Source organism: Pseudomonas sp. CFII64 (assembly GCF_000416235.1).
Taxonomy (GTDB): Bacteria; Pseudomonadota; Gammaproteobacteria; order Pseudomonadales; family Pseudomonadaceae; genus Aquipseudomonas.
This window is the reverse complement of record NZ_ATLO01000003.1, coordinates 123,076-144,462: the sequence shown is the minus strand read 5'-3', so window position 1 is coordinate 144,462 and position 21,387 is coordinate 123,076. Positions and strand designations below refer to the sequence as shown.

Genomic DNA, 21,387 nt, shown 5'->3' with positions numbered 1-21,387 from the left:
CGTCATGGCCACTGCCGCTAGCGAAAACACATCCGCGCCCAAAGACCAGGCTGACACTGCCAAGGCTCAGGATGGCAAAAAAGACAGCAATCCACGCAAGCGTAAATTCCTCCTGCTGGGTTTGTTGTTGATCGTGATTCTGGGCGCACTGGGCATCTGGGCCTGGCACGAACTTTATGGGCGTTGGAGCGAGAGCACCGACGACGCCTATGTGAACGGCAACGTGGTGGAAATCACGCCGCTGGTCACTGGCACGGTGATCAGTATCGGCGCTGACGATGGCGATCTGGTTCGCGAAGGTCAGGTGTTGCTCAGGTTCGACCCGAGCGACGCCGAAGTCGGCCTGCAAAGCGCCGAAGCCAATCTGGCCAAGACCGTGCGTCAGGTGCGCGGTTTGTACAGCAATGTCGACGGCATGAAAGCTCAGTTGGCGGCGCAGCGCGCTGAAGTGAAGCGGGCGCAGGACAATTACAGCCGCCGGAAGAATCTCGCGGCTGGCGGGGCGATTTCCCAGGAAGAGCTTTCCCACGCGCAGGACGATCTGACCAGCGCACAAAGTGCCTTGAATAATCTGCAACAACAATTGGCCAGCAGCGTGGCCCTGGTGGATGACACCGAAGTCTCGTCGCATCCCGACGTCAAAGCCGCCGCCGCGCAATTGCGTCAGGCCTACCTGGCCGATGCCCGCAGCACTTTGATCGCGCCGGTAACCGGCTATGTGGCAAAACGCACCGTGCAGCTGGGTCAGCGCGTGCAACCGGGCACGGCGATGATGGCGGTGATTCCCCTGGATCAGTTGTGGATCGACGCCAATTTCAAGGAAACCCAACTGGGCAAGATGCGTATCGGCCAGCCGGTGGAAATCGAGTCTGACCTGTACGGCAGCGACGTGAAATACAGCGGCACCATCGACAGCCTGGGCGCGGGTACGGGCAGCGCGTTTGCGTTGTTGCCTGCCCAGAACGCCACCGGCAACTGGATCAAGATCGTTCAGCGTGTGCCGGTGCGGATTCACATCAACCCAGACGAGTTGGCGCAACATCCGCTGCGCATCGGTCTGTCGACAGTGGTCGATGTCAATCTGCATGACCAAAGCGGCCCGGTCCTGGCTCAGCAGCCGCCGAAGAAGGCCTCGTTCACCACCAAGGTGTATGAGCAGCAATTGGCTGAGGCCGATGCCTTGATCGCGCGCCTGATCCACGAAAACAGCGCCGCGACCGGCAAGACTGCCCAGCGCTGAACCGCCAATCCGTAGCCTCGGCCGATCTGGCCGAGGCGTTTCCAGAGTTTTCAGGGATTGCCGATGAGCGCCAACGCCCCCGCTTCATTTACGCCGCCCAGCCTTCTGTTATGCACCATCGGCCTGTCTCTGGCGACGTTCATGCAGGTGCTGGACACCACCATCGCCAACGTCGCTTTGCCGACCATCTCGGGTAACCTCGGGGTCAGTTCGGAGCAGGGCACCTGGGTCATCACCTCGTTCGCCGTCAGCAACGCCATTGCCTTGCCGCTGACCGGCTGGCTGAGCCGCCGCTTTGGCGAAGTGAAACTGTTTTTGTGGGCGACGATTCTGTTCGTGGTCGCCTCGTTCCTGTGCGGGATTTCCCAGTCGATGCCTGAATTGGTGGGCTTTCGCGTGTTGCAAGGCGTGGTCGCCGGGCCGTTGTACCCGATGACGCAGACCTTGCTGATTGCCGTCTATCCTCCGGCCAAACGGGGGATGGCCCTGGCATTGCTGGCGATGGTCACGGTGGTCGCGCCCATTGCCGGGCCGATCCTCGGCGGCTGGATCACCGACAGCTACAGCTGGCCGTGGATTTTCTTCATCAATATCCCGATTGGTCTGTTCGCGGTGCTGGTAGTACGCATGCAGATGGCCAAGCGTCCGGTGGTGACCAGTTATCAGCCCATGGATTATGTGGGCCTGCTGACGTTGATCATTGGCGTCGGCGCGTTGCAGATCGTGCTCGACAAGGGCAACGACCTGGACTGGTTCGAATCGAATTTCATTGTGATTGGCACCGTGATTTCGGCGATTGCCTTGTCGGTGTTCATCATCTGGGAAATGACCGACAAGCATCCCATCGTCAATCTGCGCTTGTTCGCGTTTCGCAATTTCCGGATCGGCACCATGGTGCTGGTGGGTGGCTACGCAGGTTTCTTCGGCATCAATCTGCTATTGCCGCAATGGCTGCAGACGCAAATGGGCTACACCGCGACCTATGCGGGGCTGGCGGTGGCCCCCATCGGTATCCTGCCGGTGCTGATGTCGCCTTTTGTCGGCAAGTACGCGCACAAGTTCGACCTGCGCTTGCTCGCAGGGCTGGCGTTCCTGGCCATCGGTGCCAGTTGCTTCATGCGCGCCGGGTTCACCAATGAGGTGGACTTCGAACACATCGCCCTCGTGCAGCTGTTCATGGGCGCGGGAGTGGCATTGTTCTTCATGCCGACCCTGAGCATTCTGTTGTCTGACCTGCCACCGAGCCAGATCGCCGACGGGTCCGGGCTGGCGACGTTCCTGCGCACGTTGGGCGGCAGCTTTGCCGCGTCATTGACGACGTGGATCTGGATTCGCCGGGCGGATCAGCATCATGCGTATCTGAGCGAAAACCTCAGCACTTATGATCCCGCGACACGCGATGCACTGAACAGCCTGGGCGGCGCCAGTCCACAGGCCTACGCGCAGCTGGAGCAAACGCTCAACAGTCAGGCGTACATGATGTCCACGGTGGATTATTTCTACTTGCTGGGCTGGATATTCATGGGGCTGATCTTGCTGGTGTGGCTGGCCAAGCCGCCGTTTGCCGCCAAGGCCGGGCCTGCGGCGGGGGGCGGGCATTGACGCCCGAGGCGAGCGGGATGGCCGAATGATATCTGTAGGACTGGCTTTAGCCGGGAGAGGGCCGGATCAGTCACTGGACTTCGTTGCTCAAACGAACGCCCTCCTGGCTAAAGCCGGTCCTGCGGAATCAGCCAGCCGATTTCGACGCGTCTGATGCTGTCGCGGGCAAGCTAGCATCTAAAGGCACAAACTCAAACGCACTCAAGGCAAAGCCCTGTTCGTCGACCTGCAACGCCCAGCCCTGCTTGTCCCAATCACCGAGTACGATGCGCCGGGCGGCGTCAGCGCCGATTTGCAGCTTGTGGATCGCCGGCCGATGGGTATGGCCGTGGATCAAGGTGCGTACACCGTATTGGGTCATGACCTTCGGGACTTCCTCGGGCGTGACGTCAACGATGTCGTTGGTTTTCATGCGGGTATGCACCTGGCTTTCATTGCGCAGCTTGCGCGCCAGCTTGTAACGCGTGCTTTTCGGCAGATTGCGCAACACCCATAACGTCAACGGGTTGCGCAGGATGCGACGCATGCGGATGTAGGATTCATCCCGGGTACACAGGCTGTCGCCGTGCATCAGCAGCACGGGCTCACCATTCATTTGTACGACGCTGGGGTCGCGCAGCAGTGTGCAGCCCGCTGCCTTGCAAAACGCACGGCCGATCATGAAGTCGCGATTGCCGTGCATCAGGAAAATGTGCGTGCCGCTGTCGCTCAATTGGCGCAGGGCTTCGCAGATCGAGCGCTGGAACGGCGACATGGCGTCATCGCCGATCCAGGCTTCGAAAAAATCCCCGAGGATATACAGCGACTCGGCTGCGCGGGCGCGGCCGGCGAGCAGATCCAGAAACGCCCGGGTAATGTCCGGGCGCTCCTCCTCAAGATGCAGATCGGAGATCAGCAATATCACTCAGTGATCTCGGCTTTCTCGATGATCACGTCTTCGGCTGGAACGTCTTGATGGCCGGCTTTGCTGGTGGTGGCGACGCCTTTGATCCTGTCGACGATGTCGGTGCCTTCAACGACTTTGGCGAATACCGCATAGCCCCAGCCCTGAGTGGTCTTGGCGCTGTGGTTCAAGAAGGTGTTATCGGCGACGTTGATGAAGAACTGCGCGGAAGCCGAATGCGGCTCCATGGTGCGAGCCATGGCAACGGTGTACTTCTCGTTCGGCAGGCCGTTGTCAGCTTCGTTCTGGATGCTTGGGCGCTTGTCTTTCTTTTCTTTCATGCCTGGCTCAAAACCGCCGCCCTGGATCATGAAGTTGCCGATGACACGGTGGAAAACGGTGTTTTCGTAGTGGCCGGCGTTGACGTATTCGATGAAGTTGGCAACGGTCAGTGGCGCTTTTTCAGCGTTGAGTTCCAATACGATGTCGCCGTGATTGGTGGTCAATTTTACTTTGGACATGGAAAAGTCGCTCTTTTTGATTCATGGATGGGGCGCGATATAACCCTGACGCGCAGTTTACAGAGGTGGTTACATAATTCGGTCGAGTTTTTAACTCGCGTGTTTTCGCAGAGTGTGCTGTCAGCCTCTTGACGGCATCGGCTATGATAGGCGCTTTGATTTAGTCGGCCTACCCTGGCCGCGCACTTGTATTGTCCAAGGATCCTATGAGCAAGCCCACTCAAGACCCCGTTGCGAATTCCAAGGCAGGCCCTGCTGTCCCGACCAATTTCCTGCGCCCCATCGTCCAGGCTGACCTGGATGCCGGCAAGCACACGAAGATCGTCACGCGCTTTCCGCCTGAGCCCAACGGCTATCTGCATATCGGCCATGCCAAGTCGATTTGCGTGAATTTCGGGCTGGCCAAGGAGTTCGGCGGCGAAACGCATCTGCGCTTCGACGATACGAACCCGGCCAAGGAAGATCAGGAATACATTGATTCCATCCAGAATGACGTCAAGTGGCTGGGCTTCGAATGGTCCGGGGAAGTGCGTTATGCCTCGCAATATTTCGACCAATTGCACGACTGGGCAGTCGAGCTGATCAAGTCGGGCAAGGCCTACGTCGATGATCTGACCCCCGAGCAGGCCCGCGAATATCGCGGCACCCTGACCGAGCCGGGCAAGAACAGCCCGTTCCGGGAGCGTAGCGTCGAGGAAAACCTCGACCTGTTCGCCCGCATGAAGGCCGGTGAGTTCCCGGACGGCGCGCGCGTGCTGCGTGCCAGGATCGACATGGCCTCGCCGAACATGAACCTGCGCGACCCGATCCTGTATCGCATTCGTCATGCCCACCACCACCAGACCGGTGACAAGTGGTGCATTTACCCGATCTACGACTTTACCCACGGTCAGTCCGATGCCATTGAAGGCATCACGCATTCGATCTGCACACTGGAGTTCGAAAGCCATCGTCCGCTGTATGACTGGTTCCTGGACAATCTGCCAGTACCATGCCATCCGCGTCAGTACGAGTTTTCGCGTCTGAACCTGAGCTACACCGTCACCAGCAAGCGCAAACTCAAGCAATTGGTGGACGAGCAGCACGTCTCTGGCTGGGATGACCCGCGCATGTCGACCATTTCGGGTTTCCGTCGTCGCGGCTACACGCCCGCTTCGATCCGCAACTTCTGCGAGATGATCGGCACCAACCGTTCCGACGGCGTCGTTGACTTCGGCATGCTCGAATTCAGCATCCGCGACGATCTGGACCACAGCGCGCCGCGCGCCATGTGCGTGCTGCGTCCGCTGAAAGTCGTGATCACCAACTACCCGGAAGGCCAGGTCGAGAAGCTGGAATTGCCGCGTCACCCGAAAGAAGACCTCGGCGTGCGCGAGTTGCCATTCGCCCGCGAGATCTACATCGATCGCGACGATTACATGGAAGAACCGCCAAAAGGCTACAAGCGCCTGGAGCCCAACGGCGAAGTGCGTCTGCGCGGCAGCTATGTGATCCGTGCCGATGAGGCGATCAAGGATGCCGACGGCAATATCGTCGAGTTGCGTTGCTCGTACGACCCGGAGACCCTGGGCAAGAACCCTGAAGGCCGCAAGGTCAAAGGCGTTGTGCACTGGGTGCCGGCTGCGGCCAGCCTTGAATGCGAAGTGCGTCTGTATGATCGCCTGTTCCGCTCCCCGAACCCGGAAAAAGCCGAAGACGGCGCCAGCTTCCTGGACAACATCAACCCCGATTCCCTGCAAGTGCTCACCGGTTGTCGTGCCGAACCTTCTCTGGCAAACGCACAACCGGAAGACCGTTTCCAGTTCGAACGCGAAGGTTATTTCTGCGCGGACATCAAGGACTCCAAACCTGGTCAACCAGTCTTTAACCGCACGGTGACGTTGCGGGATTCCTGGACCTGAGGCAAGCAAGTGCTCTCTATTTACAACACGCTCACCAAGAGCAAAGAAGTCTTCAAACCGCTGGATGGCAACAAGGTGCGCATGTACGTCTGCGGGATGACCGTTTACGACTACTGCCACCTTGGCCATGGCCGCAGCATGGTGGCGTTCGACCTCGTCACGCGCTGGCTGCGTTTCAGCGGCTATGACCTGACGTACGTGCGCAACATCACCGATATTGACGACAAGATCATCAATCGTGCCCGTGACAACGGTGAAACGTTCGATGCCCTGACCGCGCGCATGATCGATGCGATGCATGAAGACGAGGCGCGGCTGAATATTCTGCCGCCAGACATGGAGCCGCGTGCCACCGATCATATCGCCGGCATGCACGCCATGATCCAGACCTTGATCGACAAGGGTTACGCTTACGCACCGGGTAATGGCGACGTGTATTACCGCGTTGGCAAGTTCCTTGGTTACGGCAAGCTGTCGCGCAAGAAAATCGAAGACCTGCGCATCGGCGCGCGTATCGAAGTGGATGAATCCAAGGACGATCCGCTGGATTTCGTGCTCTGGAAAGGCGTCAAGCCGGGCGAACCCAGCTGGGAATCGCCTTGGGGCGCCGGGCGTCCGGGCTGGCATATTGAATGCTCGGTGATGTCCACCTGCTGCCTGGGCGAGACGTTCGATATTCATGGCGGCGGCAGCGATCTTGAGTTTCCGCACCACGAAAACGAAATTGCCCAGAGCGAAGCCGCGACCGGCAAGACCTACGCCAATGCCTGGATGCACTGCGGCATGATTCGCATCAATGGCGAGAAGATGTCCAAGTCCTTGAACAACTTCTTCACCATTCGTGACGTGCTGGAGAAATATCATCCGGAAGTGGTGCGTTATCTGCTGGTTTCCAGCCATTACCGCAGCGCCATCAACTACTCCGAAGACAGTCTGAAAGAGTCCAAGAGCGCGCTGGAACGTTTCTATCACGCGTTGCGTGGCTTGCCGGTTTCCGAGCCGGTCGGTGGCGAGGCATTTGTCGAGCGATTCTCGGCGGCGATGAACGATGATTTCGGTACGCCGGAAGCGTGCGCCGTGCTGTTCGAAATGGTGCGCGAGATCAACCGCCTGCGTGACACCGATCTGCCCGCTGCGGCCGGTTTGGCGGCACGTTTGAAGGCGTTGGCCAGCGTGCTGGGCGTGCTGCAACTGGAAGCGGACGACTTTTTGCGCGCTGGCGCTGAAGGTCGGGTTGATGCGGCTGAAGTCGAGGCCTTGATCGAAGCCCGGCTGGCAGCACGAGCCGCCAAAAACTGGGGTGAATCCGACCGCATCCGCGACCAGCTCACCGCCATGGGCGTGGTACTGGAAGACGGCAAAGGCGCAACGACCTGGCGATTGGCGGATTGATTGGCTGCTGAGCCATGATTATCCCGTTGGAGCGAGGCTTGCTGTAGGACCGGCTTTGGCTGGGAGGGCAATTGATGCTCTCGCGACTAAAGTCGCTCCAATGGTCGCTCCAATGGTCGCGCCAACGGTGACTTGCCATCAAACTCCCTTTTCCCGCAACCGCTTGTACAGCGTATTGCGGCTCACCCCGAGCCGTTTTGCCAACTGTGAAATGTTGCCGCCAGTGGCCTGCAACAAGTCATTCAAATCGGGTGAAGCGAGGCTTGCTGTAGGACCGGCTTCAGCCGGGAGGGCAATTGATGCTCTCGCGACTAAAGTCGCTCCTACGGTCGCTTCTACAGCCGATTCGCGATCAAGCCTCGCTCCAACGGGGTTTGGCCATTCCAGGTCGGCAAAAAAATCATCCGGCAAATGCTCAACGCCTATGGGCTGTTCGTCGGCAAGGGCCAGCGCGACCTGAATCACGTTGCTGAGCTGGCGCAGGTTGCCGGGCCATGGATGCTCCTCGAACAACGCCAGGACTTTCGATTCGAACCCCGCGTGTTGTTCGGCGTCGCGATGCTGTTCCCAGAGCCGGTGGATGAGTGCGGCTTTGTCCGTGCGCTGGCGCAGCGGCGGCAACTCCAGATTCAGTCCGCTGATCCGGTAATACAAATCCTGGCGGAAATGCCCCGCTTGCACTTGTTCACGCAAGTTGCGGTTAGTGGCGGATATCAGCCGAATGTCCACCGGATACTGCTCGCTGCTGCCCAGCGGCTGCACGCAACGTTCTTGCAAGACCCGCAACAGACGCGCCTGAACCGCCAAGGGCATGTCGCCTATTTCGTCGAGAAACAGTGTGCCTTTATCCGCCTTGCGGATCAGGCCGATGCTGCCTTTGTGGTGGGCGCCGGTGAACGCGCCTTTTTCGTAACCAAACAGTTCGGACTCCACCAGTTCGGCGGGTATCGCCGCGCAATTCACCGCGATCAGCGGCCGGGCGGCGCGTGAACTGGCGTGGTGCAGGGCTTTGACAAACACCTCTTTGCCAACCCCGGTTTCGCCGTGGATCAGCAGCGGGATGTCCTTTTCCAGAAGCCGTTCGGCCTGGCGCACGGCTTTCTCGACTTTTGCGTCGCCCAGGCCCACGGCTGCCAGCGGCAATACATCGTTCGGCAGGGTTTTGACAGGCGGCGGGACTGCGTGCAGGTGTATCGGTTTGCGTTTCGGGCGTCTGAGCAAACCGTGGAATCGGTTATGCCCTGACGCCTGCAGCGCAAAAGGCTGCCCCTCGGGCTCGTCCAGCAAGCGCGCAACCGGGGTTTTGAACAGGTTTTCGATATTGGCCCGCAACAGGCTGACGCCCAGCAGATTATCGGCGCGGCGATTGGCGCTGACGATTTGTCCGGATTCATCAAAGATCAGCAAACCGGCCCATTGGCTGTCCAGGTTGTTCAGTCCGGTGTTGAAGGTCAGCTGGAAATGCGTGTCCTGAAACTGGTCGAGGATCAGCCGGTTCTCCACCGACTGGCTCATCATTTTCACCATGCCCAGCGTGTGGGAGGGCGGCAGAAAGCTGTCGCTGGACACATCGAGCACACCGATGATGCGCCGGGCAGCATCAAAGATCGGCGCGGCCGAACCGGTCATGAAACGGTTGGCCTTGAGGAAATGCTCGTCATGTTCGATGTGCACGGCCTGTTCACAGGCCAGTGCGGTGCCAATGGCATTGGTGCCGGTGCCGCGCTCAACCCAGCTGGCGCCAGCCATGAAGCCTTGCGTACGCGAGGGTTCGATGAAGCGTTGTGCGCCCCAGGATTTGAGCAGCTGGCCCTGATTGTCGGCCAGCAGAATCAGGCAATTGGAATTGGCGAGGATGTTCTCGTAGAACGGCAGCACTTCCTGATGGGTGGTCTGCACCAGCGAGTCATGCCGTTGCAGCAGCTCAGTCACTTGCGCGCCCGGCAACTGACCGAACGAGGGGCTGGACTGATGGCTGAGGCCGAACTCCCGACAACGGGCCCATGAATCCTGAACGATGATGTCGTGAGCGAGGGACGCACTGGGTGTGGACATGAGAGGGAATCCTGCGAGTACTTTTATTGTTTTTGTTATGCGACCTGCACGAGCCTTGGCTCGAAGCGTTTCTCCAGTGTTGTTCAATATTGTTCAAAGTCAACCTTTGAATTGTTCAAGTGTTCAGCGTTTGCTGTTCATTTTTGTTCAGCACTGAAACCTGTTCCTTAAGCTGATTTCTCGCGAAGGCTCTAGATCAAAGCTTTGCTTGCATCGATTTGGGCGGCGCTCACTTGGCACGCTTGTCGCAATGCTCCTGGAAATAGACGCAAACATTCGAAAAGATTTCGCTGCAGATTTCGACTGCATGCAACACCCCTGATAAGAACCAACAATAAAGGGCACGCCATGTCACTCACGCTGGAGCACGTCAGCCGCGCTGTCGACGGCCAAACATGGATCGACGACGCATCCTTGAGCTTCGAACCTGGATCTTTCAACGTACTGCTGGGCCGCACCCTGTCAGGCAAAACCAGCCTGATGCGCTTGATGGCGGGGCTGGACAAGCCCGACAGCGGAAGAATCCTGATGAACGGCAAAGATGTCACACAGACCGCAGTGCGGCACCGCAACGTGTCGATGGTCTATCAGCAGTTCATCAATTACCCGAGCATGACGGTGTTCGAAAACATCGCCTCGCCGCTGCGTCAGGCCGGGGAATCCAGGGAAGTCATTCACAGCAGGGTGCATGAAACCGCGAAGATGCTGCGCATCGAGCGTTTTCTGCAACGTTACCCGCTGGAGTTGTCCGGCGGGCAGCAGCAGCGCACGGCCATGGCCCGGGCGCTGGTCAAGGATGCCGAGCTGATCCTGTTTGACGAGCCTTTGGTCAACCTCGACTACAAACTCCGGGAAGAGCTGCGCCAGGAAATGCGCGAACTGTTCGAAGCGCGGCATACCATCGCCATTTATGCCACCACCGAGCCCAATGAAGCCCTGGCGCTGGGCGGCACCACGACGATCCTGCACGAAGGGCGGATTGTGCAGAGCGGCAAGACGCCTGAGGTGTACCACCAGCCCAAGACCGTGCTGGCCGCTGAATTGTTTTCCGAGCCGCCCATCAACCTGATGCCCGGGCGCATCGACGGCAACGAAGTCAGCTTCGCCAACTTCGTGCATTTCCCGCTCAATGTCGACCTGCGCAAGGTCGGCGATGGTCAGTTCCGTTTTGGCGTGCGGCCCAGCCATTTGAGCCTGGTGCCCTCCAACGATGACGATCTTGAGCTGGCAGTTACCGTCGAACTGGCGGAAATCAGCGGCTCGGAAACCTTTCTCCACGTGCGCAACGAGCACTTCTCGCTGGTCCTGCATTTGCCCGGCGTGCACGCCTATGACGTCGACGCCGCGATTCGGGTGTATATCCCGACCCACAAACTGTTTGTCTTCGACGAGCAAGGCCGCCTGATCCAGGCGCCGGGCTTGCGTATGGCGAGGGTTGCCTGATGGCTGAAATTCGTTTGCAGAACCTCGCCCACAGTTACAGCAGCGCACCTTCGGGGCCGGACGACTACGCGATCCGCGAGATGAGCCATATCTGGGAGCAGGGTGGTGCCTACGCGTTGTTGGGGCCTTCGGGCTGTGGCAAATCGACCTTGCTCAATATTATTTCCGGCCTGCTCAGTCCTTCGGAAGGTCAGGTGATGTTTGATTCCAAGGTGGTCAACGACCTCACTCCCGAGAAGCGTAACATCGCTCAGGTTTTCCAGTTCCCGGTGGTCTACGACACCATGACGGTGTACGACAATCTGGCGTTCCCGCTGCGCAATCAAGGCATGGACGAAAAACGCATCCAGGCCAAGGTCCAGGAAATCGCCGAGGTACTGGACCTGCAGGCCGTATTGAAGAACAAAGCCAAGAACCTTTCAGCCGATGAAAAACAGAAAGTCTCCATGGGCCGCGGCCTGGTGCGTGATGACGTGTCGGCAATCCTCTTCGATGAGCCGCTGACGGTTATCGACCCGCATCTGAAATGGAAGCTGCGGCGCAAGCTCAAGCAGATTCACGAGCAATTCAACATCACCATGGTCTACGTCACCCACGATCAGCTGGAGGCTTCGACCTTCGCCGACAAGATTGCGGTGATGTATGGCGGACAGATCGTGCAGTTCGGCACGCCGCGCGAGTTGTTCGAAAAACCTTCTCACACCTTTGTCGGCTATTTCATAGGCAGTCCTGGAATGAACCTGATTGAAGTCACCCCGCAAGACGGTGGGGTCGGCTTCGGTGACATTCATCTGCCACTGTCCAAAGGCTTGCAGCGCAAGTTGGCCGGTACTGAGTGGAGCAGCCTTAAAGTCGGCATTCGTCCGGAATTCGTCCATGTGTGGGACGGGCCGTATGACGACGCGATGTGTGCTGATGTGACCTACGTCGAAGATCTCGGCACCTACAAGATCCTGACCCTGAATCTGGCTGGCCAGTCGCTGAAAGTGCGCTTGCAGGAAGACAAGCCGGTGCCACAAGGCCAGGCATGGATCAGTTTTCCGGGGCAATGGCTGATGCTGTACGCCGACGAATATCTGCTCCAGGCCGACTCCGAAAGTGAGGTGCCCCATGCGTAAGGTGCAAAACAACAAGGCCTGGTGGCTGGTGCTGCCAGTGTTCCTGCTGGTGGCATTCAGCGCGATCATTCCTATGATGACCGTGGTCAACTATTCGCTGCAGGACATCTTCGATCAGTCAAATCGCTATTTTGTCGGTACTGACTGGTTCAGGCAGGTGCTGCAGGATCCTCGTCTGCATGATTCGCTGCTGCGCCAGTTCATCTATTCGGGCTGCGTGTTGCTGATCGAAATTCCCCTGGGCATCGCCATCGCGCTGACCATGCCGACCAAGGGCCGCTGGTCTTCGTTGTGCCTGATCGTCATGACCATCCCGCTGCTGATCCCGTTCAACGTGGTCGGCACCATCTGGCAGATTTTCGGCCGTGCCGATATCGGGCTGATGGGCTACGCGCTGAACAAGGTCGGTATCAGCTACAACTATGCGGCTAACGCGTCGGATGCCTGGGTGACGGTGTTGGTCATTGATGTCTGGCACTGGACGTCGCTGGTGGCGCTGCTGTGCTACTCGGGGCTGCGTGCCATCCCGGACGTTTACTACCAGGCCGCGCGCATTGATCGGGCCTCTGGCTGGGCCGTATTCCGACACATCCAGCTGCCGAAAATGAAGAGTGTGCTGCTGATCGCGGTAATGCTGCGCTTCATGGACAGCTTCATGATTTACACCGAACCCTTCGTGTTGACCGGCGGCGGGCCGGGTAACTCCACAACCTTCCTCAGCCAGACACTGACCACCATGGCCTTGGGCCAATTCGACCTGGGGCCGGCGGCTGCGTTCTCGCTGGTGTATTTCCTGATCATTCTGTTGGTGTCGTGGGTGTTCTACACCGCCATGACCCACGGCGAAAAGAACTGAGGAGCGGCCATGAACCTGCGCAAGATAGTGCCGTTGTGGATTTACCTGCTGTTTCTGCTGGTGCCGATCTACTGGCTGGTCAATATGTCGTTCAAGACCAACACGGAAATTCTCGGCGGCCTTACGCTGTTCCCACAGGATTTCACCCTGGCCAATTACAAGGTGATTTTCACCGACGAGAGCTGGTACAGCGGTTATATCAATTCGCTGTACTACGTTTGTCTGAATACCGTGATATCGCTGAGTGTCGCGCTGCCTGCGGCCTACGCTTTTTCACGCTATCGTTTCCTCGGCGACAAGCACCTGTTCTTCTGGCTGCTGACCAACCGCATGGCGCCACCGGCAGTGTTTCTGCTGCCGTTTTTCCAGCTGTACTCGTCCATCGGGCTGTTTGACACGCACATCGCCGTAGCGCTGGCGCATTGCCTGTTCAACGTGCCGCTGGCGGTGTGGATTCTCGAAGGCTTCATGTCGGGCGTGCCCAAGGAAATCGATGAAACGGCTTACATCGACGGTTATAGCTTCCCCAAGTTCTTCGTGAAGATATTCGTCCCGCTGATTGGCTCGGGCATCGGCGTGACGGCGTTCTTTTGCTTCATGTTTTCGTGGGTCGAACTGTTGCTGGCGCGCACCTTGACCTCCGTCAACGCCAAGCCGATTGCGGCGGTCATGACCCGAACCGTCTCGGCGTCGGGGATTGACTGGGGCGTACTGGCGGCGGCGGGAGTACTGACTATCCTGCCGGGCATGCTGGTGATCTGGTTCGTTCGTAATCACGTGGTCAAGGGCTTTGCCCTCGGCCGGGTCTGAGGAGTCGAAAAATGGAATGGATGGCCTGGACAGTACCCACCGCCGCATTCTTCGCCGGCATCGCCTTGATTCTGGCTGGGATGACGGTATGGGAGTTGCGTTCACCCTGTGTCGAGCGTCGCGGCTTTTTACCGATTTCCACCAGTCGCGGTGATCGGCTTTTCATCGGTTTGCTGGGCAGCGCTTATCTTCATTTGCTGGTAATTGGCGTCACGGACTGGAGCATCTGGGTTGCTTCGCTGATCTCTCTGGTCTGGCTTTTGGTGGTGATGCGTTGGGGGTAGCCGCGCTTGCAGCCGCTTATCAAGGCGCAATGCTCGGCAGGTTTTCATGAAATGGCTACGTACGAATCATCTGGAGGTGTCTATGTTCTACAAAAACAACAAACTGCGACATAGCGTTACGCTGGCTTCAATGCTGGCGCTCAGTGGATTGAGCGTGACTGCATGGGCTGATGCCTATGAAGACGCGGCAAAGAAGTGGATTGGTTCGGAGTTCAAGCCTTCTACTCTGACCCCGGAACAGCAACTGTCCGAGCTTGAGTGGTTCATCAAGGCGGCCGAGCCGTTTCGTGGCATGGAGATCAAGGTCGTTTCCGAAACCCTGACCACCCATGAATATGAGTCGAAAACCCTGGCCAAAGCGTTTACCGAGATCACCGGCATCAAGCTGACCCATGATCTGGTGCAGGAAGGCGACGTTATCGAAAAAATCCAGACGCAAATGCAGTCGGATAAAAACATCTATGACGGCTGGGTTAACGATTCTGACTTGATCGGTACCCATTTCCGCTACGGCAAGGCGCAATCGATTACCGACTTGATGGAAAGTGAGGCGGGTAAAAAAGTTACTTCTCCTACGCTGGATATCAAGGATTTCATTGGGATCTCTTTCACTACCGCGCCGGACAAGAAAATCTATCAGTTGCCGGATCAGCAGTTTGCCAACCTGTACTGGTTCCGTGCCGACTGGTTTGAACGGCCGGATCTGCGCGAAAAATTCAAGGCCAAATATGGCTACGAGCTAGGCGTGCCGGTCAACTGGTCCGCCTATGAAGACATCGCTAAGTTCTTCAGCGAAGACGTCAAGGAAATCGACGGCAAGCGGGTTTATGGCCACATGGACTATGGCAAAAAAGACCCGTCGCTGGGCTGGCGCTTCACTGACGCCTGGTTCTCCATGGCCGGCAGCGGCGACAAGGGTTTACCTAACGGCTTGCCTGTCGACGAGTGGGGCATTCGCGTCGAAGGCTGCCATCCTGCGGGTTCAAGCATCACCCGCGGTGGCGATACCAACGGTCCGGCGGCCGTGTTCGCCACCCAGAAATACATCGACTGGCTCAAGGCCTATGCGCCGCCGCAGGCAGCGGGCATGACCTTCTCCGAATCCGGTCCGGTGCCTTCGCAAGGTAACGTCGCCCAGCAAATATTCTGGTACACGGCGTTTACAGCCGACATGACCAAACCAGGCCTGCCGGTAATGAACGCCGATGGCACCCCGAAATGGCGGATGGCGCCTTCGCCAAAAGGGCCGTATTGGAAAGACGGCATGAAGCTCGGCTATCAGGACGTGGGTTCGTGGACTTTCCTCAAGTCGACGCCGGAAAAGCAGCGCATGGCCGCTTGGCTGTACGCGCAGTTCGTCACCTCGAAAACCGTGTCCCTGAAGAAAACCATCGTCGGTCTGACGCCGATTCGTGAGTCGGATATCAACTCGCAAGCCATGACTGACCTTGCGCCGAAACTGGGTGGCCTGGTGGAGTTCTATCGCAGCCCGGCGCGGGTGCAATGGTCGCCGACCGGCACCAACGTGCCTGACTATCCGAAACTGGCGCAATTGTGGTGGAGCCATGTGGCAGAAGCCGTGACTGGCGAAAAAACCGCCCAGCAGGCGCTGGATGGCCTGGCCAAGGATCAGGACGCAATCCTGATGCGTCTGGAGCGCTCAAAAGCTCAGGATGCCAGCGGCTGTGCGCCGAAGTTGAATCCGGAAACCACTGCCGAAGCCTGGTACAAGAAAGGCGAGGCATCGCCGGACGGCTGGGCCGCTCCGCAGCGCAAACTGGCTAATGAAAAGCCTAAAGGTGAGACGGTCAACTACAACGATCTGCTGAAAACCTGGGAGGCTGCGCGCAAATAACTGATTGCCGGGCACAAAAAAACGGCACCGCGAAGGTGCCGTTTTTTTTCGTGGCGCAATCCTTAGTCGTGCAGGGATTCGGCCGCGTACAAGGTGTTTTCCAGCAGGCAGGCACGGGTCATCGGGCCGACGCCGCCAGGTACCGGCGTGATCCAGCCAGCCCGGGGCAGGGCGGTTTCGTAAACTACGTCGCCGACCAGCTTGCCGTCTTCCTGGCGATTGATGCCGACGTCGATCACGATCGCGCCCGGCTTGATCCATTCGCCCTTGACCAGCCCCGGCTTGCCCGCCGCGACCACCACCAGATCAGCGCGGCCTACGTGACCGGCCAGATCCTGCGTGAAGCGGTGCGTGACGGTCACGGTGCAACCGGCCAGCAGCAACTCCATTGCCATCGGACGCCCGACGATGTTCGAGGCGCCAACCACGACCGCGTCCATCCCGTAGAGATCGACGCCCGTGCTTTCCAGCAGCGTCATGATGCCTTTCGGGGTGCAGGGACGCAGCAGCGGAATCCGCTGGGCCAGGCGACCGACGTTATAAGGATGGAAGCCATCCACGTCCTTGTCCGGGCGAATACGCTCCAGCAGCAACGATGCATCCAGATGCGCGGGCAGCGGCAATTGCAGCAGCACGCCGTCGATGGTCGCGTCGTCGTTCAGGCGATCGATCAACTCGGTCAGCGCGGTCTGGGTGGTTTCGGCCGGAAGATCATAAGCTTGCGAGATGAAGCCAACTTCCTCGCAGTCTTTGCGCTTGTGCGAGACATAAACCTGAGAGGCGGGGTCGCTGCCCACCAGAATCACCGCGAGGCCCGGTGTGCGCAGGCCTTGATCGCGACGTTCGGCGACACGTTTGGCGATCTGCTGGCGCAGGCTGGCTGCGATCGCTTTGCCGTCGATAAGTTTTGCAGTCATTACGCGTGATTAACCATCGAGAGGGATTGGAAAAGAGCGCGCATTCTCGCATGTCATGGCGCATGGGCAAAGGCGCTTGGTCCGCGAATTCAGCTAACTCCTTTATCTAACTGAATTTTTTCGAAAAAAGAGTTGACGACCCTGGGGGGCGTCTATAAGATTCGTCGCACTTGTCGGGCACAGCCCAGCACTGGTTAAGCTAGCACTGGTTGATTTGGTCAGGCAGAGTTGCAGATTGGCTCGGTGTGATTGAAAGCCTTTTAATTTGTGATCGTTAAAGAATACAGATTATATAAGTGCCCGTAGCTCAGCTGGATAGAGCATCCGCCTTCTAAGCGGATGGTCGCAGGTTCGAGTCCTGCCGGGTGCGCCATTAAAGGCAGCTTTGGCACAAGTAAGATGTCACGGTTACAACGCAATATGGTGGGCGTAGCTCAGTTGGTAGAGCACGGGATTGTGACTCCCGTTGTCGAGGGTTCGATCCCCTTCGTCCACCCCATATTCAGAGAGGCGCCAGACTTATAATCTGGCGCCTTTGCTTTAAAGATTGAATGCGGATGTGGTGGAATTGGTAGACACACTGGATTTAGGTTCCAGCGCCGCAAGGTGTGAGAGTTCGAGTCTCTCCGTCCGCACCAGGATACAAGCGTTGTTGCTGGTTCAGCACTGACGACTGAAGAAAGCCGCCTAGTGCGGCTTTTTTTGTTTCAGGATTATGGTTTTGTCGTTTTGCCCGATCGCTCAGCCCGGCTGCCGTCGGTCGCGCAAAGCGTGTTTCGGGGATGGAATCGGCGACGAGCATGTGCATGCGATGCCTTCTATAAGGCCGTGCCAGACGCGTTTCGGTCGGTGGGAACCCATCATGGTTGTCACTTGCGGGCTCGCTGGATCCGTCCTCTTCATTTGCCCTTTTTCAGTAGGGTGACTTCTTGAGTTTGACCCACTAGAATGCATGCCCTTGATTCTGGGGTCGGAAACGGCCGGCTAACGTCTGTGCAACGAGGAATATCCATGCAAGTTTCTGTTGAAAATACTTCCGCTCTTGAGCGCCGCATGACCATTGGCGTGCCTGCCGAACGCATCGAGACTGAAGTCAACAAGCGTCTGCAGCAGACCGCACGTAAAGCCAAGATCCCGGGCTTCCGCCCAGGCAAAGTGCCTATGAGCGTGATCCGCCAGCGTTATGAAGATGGCGCGCGTCAGGAAGCGCTGGGCGACTTGATCCAGGCGACCTTTTACGAAGCAGTGGTTGAGCAGAAGCTGAACCCGGCGGGCGCTCCTTCTGTAGAGCCCAAGTCCTTCGAAAAGGGCAAGGATCTGGAATACGTCGCGACGTTCGAAGTGTTCCCTGAGTTCACTGTTGCAGGTTTCGAATCCATCGCTGTTGAGCGTCTGGCTGCCGACGTGGCTGATGCCGATCTCGACAACATGCTGGAAATCCTGCGCAAGCAAAACGTTCGTTTCGAAGTGGCCGATCGTGCTGCCCAGAACGAAGATCAGCTGAATATCGATTTCGTTGGCAAGGTTGACGGCGAAGTGTTCGCTGGCGGCTCGGCCACTGGCACCCAGCTGGTATTGGGCTCCGGTCGCATGATCCCGGGCTTCGAAGACGGTCTGGTCGGCGCTAAAGCCGGCGAAGAGCGTGTTCTGAACCTGACTTTCCCGGAAGACTATCAGAACCTGGAACTGGCTGGTAAAGCTGCCGAGTTCACCGTGACCGTCAACACGGTTTCCGAGCCTAAGCTGCCTGAGCTGAACGAAGAGTTCTTCAAGCAGTTCGGCATCAAGGAAACCGGCATCGACGGCTTCCGCACCGAAGTTCGCAAGAACATGGAGCGCGAGCTGCGTCAGGCGATCAAATCCAAGGTCAAGAATCAGGTAATGGACGGCTTGCTGGCCGCCAACCCGATTGAAGTGCCTAAATCGTTGCTGGAAAACGAAGTAAACCGTCTGCGCGTGCAGGCTGTTCAGCAGTTCGGCGGCAACATCAAGCCTGATCAACTGCCGGCAGAACTGTTCGAAGAGCAAGCCAAGCGTCGTGTGGAGCTGGGCCTGATCGTTGCTGAAGTCGTCAAGCAGTTCGACCTCAAGCCTGACGATACTCGTGTTCGCGAGCTGATTCAGGAAATGGCATCCGCTTACCAGGAGCCAGAGCAGGTTGTGGCCTGGTACTACAAAAACGAGCAGCAAATGAACGAAGTGCGTTCGGTTGTGCTCGAAGAACAAGTTGTGGATACTGTTTTGCAGAAAGCTAGCGTGACCGACAAGTCGGTCTCCTACGAAGAAGCAGTCAAGCCGGTAGAAGCTCCACAAGCCGACTGATTTTTTTCTCTCGTTCGAAAACACCTACAAGCCAGCCTTCGCGCTGGCTTGTGCGTATTCAAGAAATGACTATTTGGGAGTGAATGCGAGACATGTCCCGCAATTCTTATATTCAGCAGAACTCTGACATCCAGGCCGCTGGCGGCCTGGTCCCGATGGTTATCGAGCAGTCCGCCCGTGGCGAACGTGCCTATGACATCTACTCGCGTCTGCTCAAGGAGCGCGTGATCTTTCTGGTGGGTCCGGTAGAAGACTACATGGCCAACCTGATTTGCGCGCAACTGCTGTTCCTTGAGGCCGAAAATCCGGACAAGGACATCCATCTCTATATCAACTCTCCAGGCGGTTCGGTGACAGCTGGCATGTCGATCTACGACACCATGCAGTTCATCAAGCCCAACGTATCGACCACCTGTATTGGTCAGGCGTGCAGCATGGGTGCGTTTCTGCTGACTGCTGGCGCCGCGGGCAAGCGTTTCTGCCTGCCGAACTCGCGCGTCATGATTCACCAGCCACTGGGCGGTTTTCAGGGGCAGGCGTCGGATATCGAAATTCACGCCAAGGAAATCCTCTTCATTCGTGAGCGTCTCAATACGCTGATGGCCAAGCATAGTGGCCACACGCTTGAAGAGATCGAGCGTGATACCAACCGCGATAACTTCATGAGCGCAGAAGCTGCGCGTGAGTATGGGTTGATCGACGAAGTGATCACTCAACGCCCTGCCTAAATAAGCAGCTCAAAATAGGGTTGGTCGGCTGTTCTGATCACCAGCGGGCTTGAAAAAGCCCGCAATAGCCTTCATCTTGTGTTGCAAGCCTATCGGATTTGGATCGAACGAATGACTGACACCCGCAACGGCGAGGACAACGGCAAATTGCTCTATTGCTCCTTCTGTGGCAAAAGCCAGCATGAAGTGCGCAAATTGATTGCCGGCCCCTCGGTCTTTATATGCGACGAGTGCGTCGACCTGTGCAATGACATCATCCGCGAGGAGGTGCAGGAAGCCCAGGCCGAAAGCAGTGCGCATAAATTGCCATCGCCAAAAGAAATCAGCGGCATCCTTGACCAATACGTTATCGGTCAGGAACGTGCCAAGAAGGTTCTCGCAGTAGCGGTGTATAACCACTACAAGCGTCTGAATCAGCGTGACAAGAAAAACGATGATGTTGAACTCGGCAAAAGCAACATCCTGCTGATCGGCCCTACGGGCTCCGGCAAGACATTGCTCGCTGAAACGTTGGCGCGTCTGCTCAATGTTCCGTTCACCATCGCTGATGCGACTACCCTGACCGAAGCTGGATACGTCGGTGAGGATGTGGAAAACATCATTCAGAAGCTGTTGCAGAAATGCGATTACGACGTAGAGAAAGCCCAGATGGGTATTGTCTACATCGATGAAATCGACAAGATTTCCCGCAAATCCGACAACCCTTCTATTACGCGTGACGTTTCCGGCGAAGGCGTGCAGCAAGCCCTGCTGAAACTGATCGAAGGCACTGTGGCTTCCGTTCCTCCGCAAGGTGGTCGCAAGCATCCGCAGCAGGAATTCCTGCAAGTGGACACGCGCAACATCCTGTTTATCTGCGGTGGTGCGTTCTCGGGGCTGGAAAAGGTCATTCAAGCCCGCTCCACCAAGGGTGGCATCGGTTTCAACGCCGAAGTGCGCAGCAAGGAAGAAGGCAAGAAGGTTGGCGAGTCCCTGCGTGAAGTCGAACCTGACGATCTGGTAAAGTTCGGTCTGATTCCAGAGTTCGTGGGTCGTCTGCCAGTCCTGGCAACGTTGGACGAGCTGGATGAGGCTGCGCTGATGCAGATTCTCACCGAGCCGAAAAACGCCTTGACCAAGCAGTATGCCAAGTTGTTCGAAATGGAAGGTGTGGACCTCGAGTTCCGTGCCGATGCGTTGAAATCGGTTGCCCGTCGCGCGCTTGAGCGCAAAACCGGCGCCCGTGGTCTGCGCTCCATTCTCGAAGGCGTTCTGCTCGACACCATGTACGAGATCCCCTCGCAATCCGAGGTGAGCAAGGTGGTGATCGACGAAAGCGTCATCGATGGCACGTCCAAGCCGCTGTTGATCTATGAAAACAGCGAGCCGCCTGCCAAGGTTGCTCCGGACGCGTGATTGACACTGCTGCATGAATAAAGAAGGGGCCTTCGGGCCCCTTTTGCATTTCCTGCTTCAGAGCT

General features: G+C 57.6%; 16 protein-coding genes, 3 tRNA genes and 1 pseudogene. 16 read left to right on the top strand and 4 right to left on the bottom strand.

The genetic code is table 11. The annotated features are described in order from the left end of the window. Nucleotides 1–4 precede the first annotated feature (4 nt). Both CFII64_RS00610 and CFII64_RS00605 read left to right on the top strand, forming a co-directional pair. The gene (locus CFII64_RS00610) at nt 5–1,240 is read left to right on the top strand and encodes an efflux RND transporter periplasmic adaptor subunit (RefSeq protein WP_020288794.1); all 1,236 of its coding nucleotides are present in this window, start codon (nt 5–7) and stop codon (nt 1,238–1,240) included. A gap of 63 nt (nt 1,241–1,303) precedes the next feature. Continuing rightward, the gene (locus CFII64_RS00605; RefSeq protein WP_020288793.1) at nt 1,304–2,842 is read left to right on the top strand and encodes a DHA2 family efflux MFS transporter permease subunit; all 1,539 of its coding nucleotides are present in this window, start codon (nt 1,304–1,306) and stop codon (nt 2,840–2,842) included. 127 nt (nt 2,843–2,969) lie between these two features. Here CFII64_RS00605 and CFII64_RS00600 read toward each other — a convergent pair whose 3' ends face one another. Both CFII64_RS00600 and CFII64_RS00595 read right to left on the bottom strand, forming a co-directional pair. Beyond that, entirely contained in the window at nt 2,970–3,746 is a 777-nt protein-coding gene (locus tag CFII64_RS00600) for a UDP-2,3-diacylglucosamine diphosphatase (protein WP_020288792.1), read from the bottom strand. Then, a complete protein-coding gene (locus tag CFII64_RS00595; protein ID WP_020288791.1) occupies nt 3,743–4,246 on the bottom strand; it encodes a peptidylprolyl isomerase in 504 nt (167 codons plus the stop codon). The genes CFII64_RS00600 and CFII64_RS00595 overlap by 4 nt, the downstream gene beginning before the upstream one ends. Before the next feature lie 206 nt (nt 4,247–4,452). On the opposite strand from CFII64_RS00595, the gene CFII64_RS29655 reads away from it, so the two are divergent. Together CFII64_RS29655 and cysS are read left to right on the top strand one after the other, a co-directional pair. Then, nucleotides 4,453–6,147, top strand: coding sequence for a glutamine--tRNA ligase/YqeY domain fusion protein (locus tag CFII64_RS29655; protein ID WP_020288790.1), 1,695 nt, complete (start codon nt 4,453–4,455; stop codon nt 6,145–6,147). 9 nt (nt 6,148–6,156) lie between these two features. Continuing rightward, the gene (cysS, locus tag CFII64_RS29650; RefSeq protein WP_020288789.1) at nt 6,157–7,539 is read left to right on the top strand and encodes a cysteine--tRNA ligase; all 1,383 of its coding nucleotides are present in this window, start codon (nt 6,157–6,159) and stop codon (nt 7,537–7,539) included. 138 nt (nt 7,540–7,677) lie between these two features. On the opposite strand, the pseudogene CFII64_RS30450 reads toward cysS, so the two are convergent. Beyond that, a pseudogene (locus tag CFII64_RS30450) lies at nt 7,678–8,658 on the bottom strand (sigma-54-dependent Fis family transcriptional regulator); the annotation flags it as partial. A gap of 1,284 nt (nt 8,659–9,942) precedes the next feature. Here CFII64_RS30450 and CFII64_RS00575 point away from each other — a divergent pair. From CFII64_RS00575 to CFII64_RS00550, 6 genes are all read left to right on the top strand, one after another. After that, nucleotides 9,943–11,037, top strand: a complete 1,095-nt coding sequence (locus tag CFII64_RS00575; protein WP_020288787.1) for an ABC transporter ATP-binding protein — start codon at nt 9,943–9,945, stop codon at nt 11,035–11,037. Further along, nucleotides 11,037–12,155, top strand: a complete 1,119-nt coding sequence (locus tag CFII64_RS00570; RefSeq protein ID WP_020288786.1) for an ABC transporter ATP-binding protein — start codon at nt 11,037–11,039, stop codon at nt 12,153–12,155. Before CFII64_RS00575 ends, CFII64_RS00570 begins: the two co-directional genes overlap by 1 nt. Beyond that, a complete protein-coding gene (locus CFII64_RS00565) occupies nt 12,148–13,011 on the top strand; it encodes a carbohydrate ABC transporter permease (RefSeq protein ID WP_020288785.1) in 864 nt (287 codons plus the stop codon). The genes CFII64_RS00570 and CFII64_RS00565 overlap by 8 nt, the downstream gene beginning before the upstream one ends. A gap of 9 nt (nt 13,012–13,020) precedes the next feature. After that, nucleotides 13,021–13,821, top strand: coding sequence for a carbohydrate ABC transporter permease (locus CFII64_RS00560; RefSeq protein WP_020288784.1), 801 nt, complete (start codon nt 13,021–13,023; stop codon nt 13,819–13,821). A gap of 11 nt (nt 13,822–13,832) precedes the next feature. Continuing rightward, nucleotides 13,833–14,105: a DUF2160 domain-containing protein gene (locus tag CFII64_RS00555; protein ID WP_020288783.1), complete on the top strand. Its 273-nt coding sequence runs from the start codon at nt 13,833–13,835 to the stop codon at nt 14,103–14,105. 82 nt (nt 14,106–14,187) lie between these two features. Beyond that, entirely contained in the window at nt 14,188–15,960 is a 1,773-nt protein-coding gene (locus tag CFII64_RS00550) for an ABC transporter substrate-binding protein (RefSeq protein ID WP_020288782.1), read from the top strand. 62 nt (nt 15,961–16,022) lie between these two features. Here CFII64_RS00550 and folD read toward each other — a convergent pair whose 3' ends face one another. Then, nucleotides 16,023–16,877 (bottom strand): bifunctional methylenetetrahydrofolate dehydrogenase/methenyltetrahydrofolate cyclohydrolase FolD, encoded by an 855-nt coding sequence (gene folD / locus CFII64_RS00545; protein WP_020288781.1) that lies wholly within the window; start codon nt 16,875–16,877, stop codon nt 16,023–16,025. A 296-nt stretch (nt 16,878–17,173) separates the two neighbouring features. Between folD and CFII64_RS00540 the strand changes: the two genes are divergently transcribed. The 6 genes from CFII64_RS00540 (at nt 17,174) to clpX (ending at nt 21,322) form a co-directional block, all read left to right on the top strand. Further along, nucleotides 17,174–17,250 (top strand) — tRNA-Arg (locus CFII64_RS00540). 50 nt (nt 17,251–17,300) lie between these two features. Continuing rightward, a tRNA-His gene (locus tag CFII64_RS00535) sits at nt 17,301–17,376 on the top strand. A gap of 54 nt (nt 17,377–17,430) precedes the next feature. Next, nucleotides 17,431–17,515: transfer RNA gene (locus tag CFII64_RS00530), tRNA-Leu, on the top strand. Between the two features lie 373 nt (nt 17,516–17,888). Then, a complete protein-coding gene (tig, locus tag CFII64_RS00525; protein ID WP_020288780.1) occupies nt 17,889–19,199 on the top strand; it encodes a trigger factor in 1,311 nt (436 codons plus the stop codon). Between the two features lie 92 nt (nt 19,200–19,291). After that, on the top strand, nt 19,292–19,927 hold the full coding sequence (gene clpP / locus CFII64_RS00520; protein WP_020288779.1) for an ATP-dependent Clp endopeptidase proteolytic subunit ClpP: 636 nt from the start codon (nt 19,292–19,294) through the stop codon (nt 19,925–19,927). A 111-nt stretch (nt 19,928–20,038) separates the two neighbouring features. After that, the gene (gene clpX, locus CFII64_RS00515) at nt 20,039–21,322 is read left to right on the top strand and encodes an ATP-dependent Clp protease ATP-binding subunit ClpX (RefSeq protein ID WP_020288778.1); all 1,284 of its coding nucleotides are present in this window, start codon (nt 20,039–20,041) and stop codon (nt 21,320–21,322) included. Nucleotides 21,323–21,387: the final 65 nt, after the last annotated feature.